Below are 11,319 nucleotides of genomic sequence, written 5' to 3'. Positions count from 1 at the left end.
GCCATAGAGGGTGATAGCCCCTTACGCGTAGAACAGTCATTGTCCTTGAGTAGGGCGGGGCACGTGAAATCCTGTCTGAACATGGGGAGACCACTCTCCAAGCCTAAGTACTCGTGCATGACCGATAGCGAACAAGTACCGTGAGGGAAAGGTGAAAAGCACCCCGACGAGGGGAGTGAAATAGAACCTGAAACCGGATGCCTACAAACAGTCGGAGCCCGCAAGGGTGACGGCGTACCTTTTGTATAATGGGTCAACGACTTAGTGTAACTAGCAAGCTTAAGCCGGTAGGTGTAGGCGCAGCGAAAGCGAGTCTGAATAGGGCGATTGAGTTAGTTGCATTAGACCCGAAACCGAGTGATCTAGCCATGAGCAGGCTGAAGGTTGGGTAACACCAACTGGAGGGCCGAACCCGTATCTGTTGCAATAGATTGGGATGACTTGTGGCTAGGGGTGAAAGGCCAATCAAACTCGGAAATAGCTGGTTCTCCGCGAAATCTATTTAGGTAGAGCGTCGACCGAATACCCTCGGGGGTAGAGCACTGGATGGGCTATGGGGACTCACCGTCTTACTGATCCTAACCAAACTCCGAATACCGAGGAGTACTAGTCGGCAGACACACGGCGGGTGCTAACGTCCGTCGTGAAAAGGGCAACAACCCTGACCTCCAGCTAAGGTCCCCAAGTCATGGCTAAGTGGGAAAGGATGTGAGGATCCCAAAACAACCAGGATGTTGGCTTAGAAGCAGCCATCATTTAAAGAAAGCGTAACAGCTCACTGGTCTAAATAAGGGTCTTTGCGCCGAAAATGTAACGGGGCTAAAGCCATGCACCGAAGCTGAGGATTTGCACTTTGTGCAAGTGGTAGCGGAGCGTTCCGTAAGTCTGTGAAGGCGGACCCGTGAGGGCTGCTGGAGATATCGGAAGTGCGAATGTTGACATGAGTAACGATAAAGGGAGTGAGAGACTCCCTCGCCGAAAGACCAAGGGTTCCTGCTTAAAGTTAATCTGAGCAGGGTTAGCCGGCCCCTAAGACGAGGCGGACACGCGTAGTCGATGGGAACCACGTTAATATTCGTGGGCCTGGTGGTAGTGACGGATCTCGTGTGTTGTACATTCTTACTGGATTGAATGTGCGGCGAAGAGGTTCCAGGAAATAGCTCCACCGTATAGACCGTACCCGAAACCGACACAGGTGGTCAGGTAGAGTATACCAAGGCGCTTGAGAGAACTATGTTGAAGGAACTCGGCAAATTGCACGCGTAACTTCGGAAGAAGCGTGACCCTTTTGTACGCAAGTATGATGGGGTGGCACAGACCAGGGGGTAGCGACTGTTTATCAAAAACACAGGGCTCTGCGAAGTAGCAATACGACGTATAGGGTCTGACGCCTGCCCGGTGCTGGAAGGTTAAAGGGAGGGGTGCAAGCTCTGAACTGAAGCCCCAGTAAACGGCGGCCGTAACTATAACGGTCCTAAGGTAGCGAAATTCCTTGTCGGGTAAGTTCCGACCTGCACGAATGGCGTAACGACTTCCCCGCTGTCTCCAACATAGACTCAGTGAAATTGAATTCCCCGTGAAGATGCGGGGTTCCTGCGGTCAGACGGAAAGACCCCGTGCACCTTTACTATAGCTTTACACTGGCATTCGCCAAGGCATGTGTAGGATAGGTGGTAGGCTTTGAAGCATGGACGCCAGTTCGTGTGGAGCCATCCTTGAAATACCACCCTTATCTTCGTGGATGTCTAACCGCGGTCCGTTATCCGGATCCGGGACAGTGTATGGTGGGTAGTTTGACTGGGGCGGTCGCCTCCGAAAGAGTAACGGAGGCGCGCGATGGTGGGCTCAGACCGGTCGGAAATCGGTCGTCGAGTGCAATGGCATAAGCCCGCCTGACTGCGAGACTGACAAGTCGAGCAGAGACGAAAGTCGGTCATAGTGATCCGGTGGTCCCGTGTGGAAGGGCCATCGCTCAACGGATAAAAGGTACGCCGGGGATAACAGGCTGATGACCCCCAAGAGTCCATATCGACGGGGTTGTTTGGCACCTCGATGTCGACTCATCGCATCCTGGGGCTGGAGCAGGTCCCAAGGGTATGGCTGTTCGCCATTTAAAGCGGTACGTGAGTTGGGTTCAGAACGTCGTGAGACAGTTCGGTCCCTATCTGCCGTGGGTGTAGGAATATTGACAGGATCTGTCCCTAGTACGAGAGGACCGGGATGGACGTATCTCTGGTGGATCTGTTGTCCTGCCAAGGGCATAGCAGAGTAGCTATATACGGAATGGATAACCGCTGAAGGCATCTAAGCGGGAAACCAACCTGAAAACGAGTGTTCCCTATCAGAGCCGTGGAAGACGACCACGTTGATAGGACGGGTGTGGAAGCACAGCAATGTGTGAAGCTTACCGTTACTAATAGCTCGATCGACTTCTTCGTTCCCATTGATTATGTTCATCGAACAAAGTTCGATGACATCATTCTTCTGTCCTGACGCCCGATGGGCTCCGGACGGGCCGCGCCACAGGGCGCGACGACCTCTGGTCTGTATGGCTGCCATGCTCACTGTTGAGCAAAGGTAGAATACGGACAGGTCAAGTAAGACGTGTAATTAAGATAAAAAGTGGCATCGCCACCCAGCTTCTCGAAAACAACAGTCCATGTTAAAACATGAACAATGTTGCGTTTTGCCGACCTGGTGGTTATCGCGGGGCGGCTGCACCCGTTCCCATTCCGAACACGGCCGTGAAACGCCCCAGCGCCAATGGTACTTCGTCTCAAGACGCGGGAGAGTAGGTCGCTGCCAGGTCTGCAAAACGCAACTCAACAATCAATATCTTCTCATCACACACTTCGGCCCAGCCGACAAAAAGGGCCGCCTAAAGCGGCCTTTCGTCGTTTAAGACAGAGCTCTAAAGGCAATAAAACGGCGCGCCAAATCAGGTGCGCCCATCACAGGAGATAAATTGCTCAGCAATTTACTCCGGCAGTGTGCATCACAGGGAAGCTGTTATGCAGTCGCGATAAATCCCATAGGGATTTACGCTGGTAACGCGGGGTGGAGCAGCCCGGTAGCTCGTCAGGCTCATAACCTGAAGGCCGCAGGTTCAAATCCTGCCCCCGCAACCACTCTACAGCACGACATGCTATCCGGCAGTAGCCCCAAACTACGATACAGTACGCCGTAGCACTGCGATCAAACGCTAAATCCCCGACTGTTGATTTCCACTGAGAGCTGACCCGGCGCAGCCCGATATTTCCATTGAGAATTGACCCATGTTTCAACCGTCCCTCGCATGTTTTCAGTGGGGGCTCTGGAGTGATCGACATGGCGTTACTGAGCGTGATCCGACGCTGGCATTTTCGAGACCATCTCTCAATCCGGGAGATTTGCCGCAGGACTGGCTTGTCCCGGAATACCATCCGCAAATACCTGCGCGCCAACGGCGTGGAGCCGAAGTTCAACGTCCCGGAGCGGCCGAGCAAGCTTGATCCGTTTGCGGATCGACTGTCGGCCTGGCTGAAGACAGAATCCAAGAAAGGCCGCAAGCAGAAGCGGACGATGAAGCAGTTGCATGCCGATCTTATGAGCATCGGCTATGAGGGCTCCTATAACCGCGTTGCGGCATTCGCTCGGGAATGGCGTGATGATCGGCAGAGAGAATTGCAAACGACGGGCCGTGGGACATTTGTGCCGCTGGCATTCGAGCCCGGAGAGGCTTTCCAGTTCGACTGGTCGGAAGACTGGGCGATCATCGGCAATGAGCGCACCAAGTTGCAGATCGCCCATACGAAGCTGAGCTACAGCCGCGCCTTCATCGTCCGGGCCTATCTGCTGCAGACGCATGAGATGTTGTTCGATGCCCATAATCACGCGTTCCGCGTCTTCGGTGGCATCCCTGGCCGCGGCATCTACGACAACATGCGCACAGCGATCGACAAGGTCGGCCGTGGCAAAGAGCGAGACGTCAACGTGCGCTTCATGGCAATGGCCAGTCACTACGTGTTCGAGCCCGAGTTCTGCAATCCAGCGTCCGGATGGGAAAAGGGACAGGTCGAGAAGAACGTTCAGGATGCCCGTCATCGCTTCTTTCAACCGATCCCTCGCTTTCCATCATTGGAAGCCCTGAATGATTGGCTTGAGCTTCGGTGCAAGGAGTTCTGGGACAAGACGCCACATGGCCAGATGCGTGGCACTATCGCCGACATCTGGGCTGAGGAAGTTCCAGCCCTCATGCCCGTTTCCAGGCCGTTCGACGGGTTTGTCGAATACACGAAGCGGGTCACACCTACCTGCCTCGTGCATCTGGAGCGTAACCGCTACAGCGTTCCGGCATCCTTTGCTAATCGACCGGTGAGCCTGCGGGTCTATCCGGATCGTGTTGTTGTTGCCGCGGAAGGCCAAATCGTTTGTGAGCACCGTCGCATCATTGATCGCTCGCATGATCGACCGGGCCAAACCATTTATGACTGGCGGCATTATCTGGCGGTGGTGCAGCGAAAGCCAGGGGCGCTTCGCAACGGCGCTCCATTCGTCGAGCTTCCCGATGCATTCCGGACCTTGCAACAATATCTGCTCAAGAAGCCAGGTGGCGACCGCGAGATGGTCGATATCCTGGCACTCGTTCTTCAGCACGACGAGCAGGCAGTGCTCTCGGCCGTCGACATGGCGCTAAAGTCCGGTGTTCCGACGAAGACGCATGTCCTGAACCTGCTGCATCGCCTCGTCGACGGAAAAACCTTCACGCCGCCGACCCTCGACGCACCTCAGGCCCTGACGCTCACCAACGAGCCCAAGGCCAATGTCGAACGATACGATACCTTGAGAAAGACGGAGGTTCGCCATGCGTCATAACCCGGCAAGCGGCGCGATCGTCATCATGCTGCGGCAACTGAAGATGCACGGAATGGCCCACGCCGTCGGTGATCTGACCGAACAGGGATCGCCGGCGTTCGAGGCTGCCATTCCAATCCTGTCCCAGCTTCTCAAGGCGGAAACGGCCGAACGAGAGGTCCGATCGACGGCATATCAGCTCAAGACGGCACGCTTCCCCGCTTACCGTGATCTGAATGGCTTCGACTTTGCCAGCAGCGAGATCAACGAGGCGCTCGTGCAACAGCTTCATCGCTGCGACTTCCTCGATGACGCAAACAACATCGTTCTGGTCGGTGGTCCCGGCACGGGCAAGACGCATATCGCAACCGCGATCGGCGTCCAGGCCATCGAGCATCATCACAAACGGGTCCGGTTCTTCTCCACCGTCGAGTTGGTCAATGCGCTGGAGCAGGAGAAGGCCCAAGGTCGTTCGGGACAGATCGCCAATCGCCTCGTCCATTCCGATCTCGTCATCCTCGACGAGCTGGGATACCTGCCGTTCAGCGCCTCAGGTGGTGCACTGCTCTTCCATCTGCTGAGCAAGCTTTACGAGCGCACCAGCGTTATCATCACGACCAACCTCAGCTTCAGCGAATGGGCCAGCGTCTTCGGTGATGCGAAGATGACCACCGCGCTGCTCGATCGCCTTACTCATCATTGCCACATCCTCGAGACCGGAAACGACAGCTTCCGCTTCAAGAACAGTTCGGCTCATGAACCCAAACCGACGAAGGAGAAACGCAGGACCTTGACCACTACGACCACCACAAACGATACCTAAAGGCGGGTCACTTCTCGGTGGAAACGCCGGGTCAGCTCTCAGTGGAAATCAACAGTTTGAGCAGATCGTGACGGCGGTCGAAGACGCATTCGGTCGCATGCCCGCCGGCCAGGTGTTCGAGGACTATGAATCGCTTCGCATCGACGTAAACGGCGACCCCTGCGGACCGGGGATCGAGACAGGTATTGTCACTGCGGAATCCGCCGCGCTCTATTGGGAGCGCGTCCGCGCCCACGGATACCTCGATTTCGCGATGATCCTCTATTATTCATGGAAGGTTCTTGAGCAACATCCGTTCGTCGGACGCGGCATCGCGAGCCGCTTTGCTTGGCTGCTAATCGACGAATTCCAGGACACAACGGACATCCAGATCGCCATCTTCGGAGCACTCCGGGAGTTCCTCCACACACGCTTCTTTCTCGTCGGTGACCAGAACCAGTCGATCATGAGCTTCGCAGGTGCGCGTCCCGAACTCGCCGATCAGTTTGGAAATCAGATCGACGCGCACCGAGATACGACTTTGACCGGCAACTTCCGATGCGGACCGGAGATTGTCGGCACTGCATCAACACTGATCCCGACCGTGCCGCGGATGCAGGCGGCGGGCGATGCCGCGCAAATCGCGGCACAAGTGAACTACGTTCACGTCGAAAGGCCGATTGACGCCATCACCGACTATTTTCTGCCCGCCTTACAGAATGCCGGTATCCCGCTCGGCAAGGCCGCAATTCTTGCGCCGTGGTGGACACATCTCATTCCCGTTGCCCGTGCCCTCAGAGAATTGGACGTGCCTGTCTTCGGCCCGGGTGCGCGGCCCTACAAACGCAGGCGACTGCTTGCCGGGCTTGCCGAGCAACTCGGAGCTTGCGCCGAGGCCGGCAATTACCTCGGACTCCCGGGGGTGGAGCGGGCGCTGTTTCGGCTCATCGGCGACCTCACCGGTAATTCGCGATACGACATGTTCAGTTATGAAGGGCGTCGGTTGGCGCTTGGCCTGATTTATCTCGCTCGTGCGCTTGCTGAAAAGTATCCGGGCGGCGTCGCTTGGCTGCGCGCCATCGCCCGCGAAGCTGGTGACTATCTTGAACAAGAGGAATGGTTGCCTGGCAGCACCAAACAGCCGCTGATCGATTCCGCTGAGGAAATGCTATCCGACATGAAAGCCAGTAAGGTTGACCTGGCAAATCTGCTAATCTCCGATATGGGCCTGTTTGCCAATCCTGAGCAGGCGCTCAAGCTGATTACGCTGCACAATTCCAAGGGACGCGAATTTGAGGGAGTTGCTCTGATCTGTATGAATCAGGGCAGTATCCCGCATTTTTCGACATCGACGCAGGAGGCGTACGACGAATCTCGGCGATTGTTCTACGTCGGCCTGACCCGTGCTAAGCGCATCTTACTCGTCGCGTCCGATCAGTCCCACTGGAGAAACAAGCCGACCCCATTCATCGCGGAGGCTGGCCTTGGATGAGACTATGCGTGTTACGCATCGTTCGATTGCTCGTTGCGGTCGGCCGGTTCTTAGAAGTAGGTAGCCAATAACGGACTATCTGCAACCGGCGCTATATCAGCCGTCGGCGTGAGACAAGCTGACGGCCCCTAGATGAGTAATTTCAGCGCGTTAGCTCTATTCCAATGACAGGGTCGCCGGTTCTGATCCTTTCAAGAGCTTTTGATCCGCGATCTTAATTTCCAACCATTCCGAGGGGTTCGCCGTCCCACGGGCTTCTTTATTTGCCCGATGGCGTACATCAGGCGGCTAAACGTGGTATAGCAGCTTTCGGCACGATCAGGTGCCAATGGAGATGGTCATGACCAAATTCGCACTCTACGTTCCGCTTGAAGCAAAACCCGGCAAGGAACAGGAGGTCGCCGATTTTCTGAAGTCAGCCTTACCTCTCGTCAACGCGGAGCCTGGCACGATTTCCTGGTACGCAATCCAGGAAGGTCCAACTTCGTTTGCAATCTTCGATACGTTTGACGATGAGGGAGGAAGAGATGCCCACTTAAATGGCCAAGTCGCTGCGGCTTTGATGGCGAAGGCAGAGGCAGGAGACCTGTTTGCCAAGCCGCCACAGATACATAAGTTGGCTATCCTCGCTGACAAACGGCCATGAGCGCCCGAAACTTTAAGTCCTGACGGAAATGAGCTGCAGCTCTAAATCGGCCAAGGGGCTCGGCCTCCTTTTTTGGGTCGTCGCCTACCCGCATGATATTCTTTAGAAGCGACCGCGTGTGGTTAAGGGCGGCCGATGTCGGTGGGACAAATGCGCCGTGCTCAAGGAGATCGTCACTGGTGTAGCCAATGGAGACGAATGGGCGGCGACATCGATGTTGAGGACCAGCCAAATGTCGGCGGTCTGATCGAAGGTGGTGATACTAACGATTGTCAACTCGCACGCGTCCTCTTCAAATGCCACAGCGGCAACGGTGTTGCCGAGTACATGCATCACCTCAAGCCATTGCTAAGCCAGTTCGACCGCCTGCTCGCAAAACCGATCGACATATGGCAGCTATGTGCGGCGTAACCCACGGGGATCGGACTGTCGCATCGCGACTGACCAGAACGACGACGCGGCCTGAGTTGCTTGCGGAACTGAGCCACCGCCTGTGGCTCTGGTGCGCCTGGATCGTCACTCTCCGGCTTTGAAAAAAGGGCGCCCATCACCTGTCCTGCGAAGCGTCGATGGCCTCCCGCAAAGCTTCGGAAAGCTGCCGTCGCGTGTAAGGCTTTGCAAGCGGCCGGAAGCGCGACGTGGCGCCGATACGTTCGATATCCGCATAGCCAGATGCCAGGACAACGGGGAGGCCGGGATACAGTGTCATGATCTCGGCCGCCATCGCGTGGCCATCGAGCGGCCCTGGCATGACCACATCCGAGAAAACCAAATCGAACGGACTACCCGTTTCCAGTATCCGCAACGCTTCCATTGCATCGGCCGCGCTTGTCACGAAATAGCCAAGAGCCATAAGCGTCGCGGCGGCAAATTCTCGCACCATCGGGTCATCTTCGACGACGAGAATGCGCTCGCTGCCGCCATGTAACAGCCCGGTTGCTATCGTCTCAACAGCGATTTCGGTGGATGCAAGCCTCGGAAAGTAAAGTGAGACGGTTGTTCCTTTGCCCGGCTCTGACGCAATCTCGATTCGGCCGCCCGATTGCCGCATGAAACCGTAGACCGTGCTCAGGCCCAGGCCGCTTCCCTTGCCGAACGGTTTTGTGGTGAAGAAAGGTTCAAAAGCCTTTGCGCGTGTGTCCTGGTCCATTCCAAAGCCGGTGTCGGAAATCCGGATCACGATATCGATGCCGCTTTGTGCCGTCGATATCGTTACGTTGCCCCCATTGGGCATCGCATCGCGGGCATTGATGCAGAGGTTCATGAGAGATGCTTCCAGCTGCGCGGCATCCGCTCTCAATTGGCCTGCTGCCGGATCGAGCTCAAGGCTGAGGACGATCGTTTCGCCAAGTGCCGTCGAGAGAAGGCCCTCCAACGCCCGAATGGAGCTGTTCATATTCAGCGCCGCTGGTTCGAGAGGCTGTCGTCCCGCGAAGGTGAGAAGCTGGCGCGTGAGGGAGGCACCTTGCTGCGAGGCTTTATGGTTTAGCCGCGCTACCGCTGAAAGTCTCGGATCGGCGATTTCGTCGGCCAGTGTTTCCGCGGTCCCGATAATGACCGTCAAAAGATTGTTGAAATCATGAGCGACGCCGCCGGTCAGTTGGCCTATGGCTTCGAGCCGCTGCGCCTGCAGCCGCTTTGCCTCGTTCAGCCGCGTCTGGGTAACGTCGCGAACGCCGCCCACCATCCGGGTTGCCTTGCCTGCGGCATTGCGGATGATGTGGCCCTGATCGATAACCTCGGCATATGTGCCAGTCCCGCGGCGGAAGCGGTACTCCTCCATCCAGGTGATGGCCCTTCCCTCGATTGCCGCGAGCACACTCGATATGACCCGGGTACGATCATCGGGATGGATATTGGCTTCCCACTCCCGAAAACCATCCTCGACCGGGACGTCGTCATGCCCGAAGATGGATGTAATGTTGTTGTTCCACTGCACATGACCGGTGGCAACGTCCCAGTCCCAGACCGCGTCCGTCGTCAGCATGGCGACGATGGCGAAGCGTTCTTCGGTTTCCGCTAGCTGTTCTTCGGCGTGTTTCCTGTCGGTGATATCGCGACCGGTTGCGACGAAGTGGGTCGCGCGTCCCTCGGAATCGACAATGGGCGCGATACTCATGTCTATCCAAAATTCGCGGCCGTCCTTGGTGTAATTGAGCAGTTCGGCGCGAACCGCTTTTGACCGAGCTATCGCTCTGTTGATCCTTTTGATGGTCTCTGCCTCGGTTCGCTGACCCTGGAGAAATCCGGGAGAGCGGTTGAGTGCGTCGTCCGGCGAATAGCCGGTGATCCTGGCGAATGCGTCGTTGACGTAGACGATCGCCTGTCTGCCTCCCGGCTGAGATTCAGCTTTCGTGATGATCACGAAGTCCCCGATTCTCGAGATCGCCATTTCGAGGAGGCGTAAATGTTGATCGGCTGCATGCCGCGCCGTTACATCCCGGAAATAGACGGTCAGCCCGGCCGGTCCAGGATAGGCGGTGACCGAAAACCATGCGTCGAGGGACTCGTAAAACACTTCGAAATCGGCCGTCTTGCCATCGCGGACCGCTCGCTCGTAGTGCTGACGGATGGCTCCTGCGGAGGCCTCTGGAAATTCGTCCCAGATCAACTGGCCCAGAAGTGTTGAACGCGGGCGCTCAAGCAGGCGTTCGGCCTGGTGGTTGAGGTAGGTAAAGCGCCACTGGGCGTCGAGCTGGAAAAACGCATCGCTGATGTTTTCCATCGACTCGGCGAAACGCTGCTCGAGGTCCCGGGCCGTCTTTTCCAGCCGCTTGCGCTCGTTGATGTCCTGGAGGGCGCCCTGAACCCGGCAGATCCGGCCCATGTCATCGCGGATCGCTACGCCGATCGCACGAACCCATTTGCGGTATCCGGAAGCGTCGATGATCTCGACCTCGATATCGTAGGGCAGGCCGGTCGCGGCGCAGGATTCGAAATGTCGCGTGATCTTGTCCCGCCATTCCGGAGCGAAGTAGCCGATCCCTTCATCAATGGTTACAGTTCTGCCCTTTGGTATCCGGTGGATCGCCCAGGTTTCATCCGACCATTCTATTCGCCTGTCCGGCAGGTGCACCACCCATCCGCCGAGTTTCGCGACCTTGCCGGCAATCTCCAGTAGTGCCTTATTTTCATGAAGATCGTGCCTTTGCCATGCCCCATCTCGACGAAATCTCCAGGCGATGAAGAGAGCGGCGCCGACGAGCCAGAGCCAGGCCGACATTGGCGACCACGCGACAACGAGAGCCGAGACGCCTCCTGCAAGCAGTCCGGTGGAAAACCGGTCCGCTCTCCACTGCTTTAGACTACTCACAAATGAGCGAAAGACATTGCCGGCGATTGCGTACCCCCTTTGCATGGTCTGCGTTTTCCCCCAATCGTCATGGAATTCACACATTCGATAATATCCCAAGGCGCTGTAATCCATGGGAAACTCAGGCAGTTTAACCTTTTTTAAATTTGGTGCGACAGTCGCTTAAGGGCAGACCGGTCTAATCGATGCATTCAACTGCCGCGGTCCGACCTTCCGACGATAGAGGTGTCCAG

Annotated in this window: 6 protein-coding genes, 1 tRNA gene and 2 rRNA genes (1 of these 9 only partly in view); 8 read left to right on the top strand and 1 reads right to left on the bottom strand. The window is 56.6% G+C overall.

Annotated features, from left to right (window positions below; translation table 11 throughout):
- The 8 genes from NYR50_RS19335 to NYR50_RS19300 all read left to right on the top strand — a co-directional run.
- Nucleotides 1–2,438, top strand: a 23S ribosomal RNA gene (locus NYR50_RS19335); it begins 362 nt to the left of the window's first position.
- A gap of 255 nt (nt 2,439–2,693) precedes the next feature.
- A 5S ribosomal RNA gene (gene rrf / locus NYR50_RS19330) occupies nt 2,694–2,808 on the top strand.
- A 243-nt stretch (nt 2,809–3,051) separates the two neighbouring features.
- A tRNA-Met gene (locus tag NYR50_RS19325) sits at nt 3,052–3,128 on the top strand.
- Nucleotides 3,129–3,327: 199 nt separating this feature from the next.
- Nucleotides 3,328–4,854 (top strand): IS21 family transposase, encoded by a 1,527-nt coding sequence (istA, locus tag NYR50_RS19320; RefSeq protein WP_418137260.1) that lies wholly within the window; start codon nt 3,328–3,330, stop codon nt 4,852–4,854.
- Nucleotides 4,844–5,656 (top strand): IS21-like element helper ATPase IstB, encoded by an 813-nt coding sequence (istB, locus tag NYR50_RS19315; protein WP_418135855.1) that lies wholly within the window; start codon nt 4,844–4,846, stop codon nt 5,654–5,656. Before istA ends, istB begins: the two co-directional genes overlap by 11 nt.
- Before the next feature lie 67 nt (nt 5,657–5,723).
- On the top strand, nt 5,724–7,127 hold the full coding sequence (locus NYR50_RS19310) for a UvrD-helicase domain-containing protein (protein ID WP_418137914.1): 1,404 nt from the start codon (nt 5,724–5,726) through the stop codon (nt 7,125–7,127).
- Between the two features lie 340 nt (nt 7,128–7,467).
- Nucleotides 7,468–7,773 (top strand): putative quinol monooxygenase, encoded by a 306-nt coding sequence (locus NYR50_RS19305; RefSeq protein ID WP_418137913.1) that lies wholly within the window; start codon nt 7,468–7,470, stop codon nt 7,771–7,773.
- A 198-nt stretch (nt 7,774–7,971) separates the two neighbouring features.
- Nucleotides 7,972–8,184 (top strand): hypothetical protein, encoded by a 213-nt coding sequence (locus tag NYR50_RS19300; RefSeq protein WP_418137912.1) that lies wholly within the window; start codon nt 7,972–7,974, stop codon nt 8,182–8,184.
- Nucleotides 8,185–8,320: 136 nt separating this feature from the next.
- Here the strand turns inward: NYR50_RS19300 and NYR50_RS19295 are convergent, their stop codons facing one another.
- Nucleotides 8,321–11,200 carry a PAS domain S-box protein gene (locus tag NYR50_RS19295; protein ID WP_418137911.1) on the bottom strand — a complete coding sequence of 960 codons (2,880 nt, stop codon included), beginning with the start codon at nt 11,198–11,200 and terminating at the stop codon, nt 8,321–8,323.
- Nucleotides 11,201–11,319: the final 119 nt, after the last annotated feature.

The organism is Agrobacterium sp. El2ro-1b, from assembly GCF_048298475.1.
Classification (GTDB): domain Bacteria; phylum Pseudomonadota; class Alphaproteobacteria; order Rhizobiales; family Rhizobiaceae; genus Agrobacterium; species Agrobacterium fabrum.
This window is presented reverse-complemented; position numbering and strand designations above follow the sequence as displayed.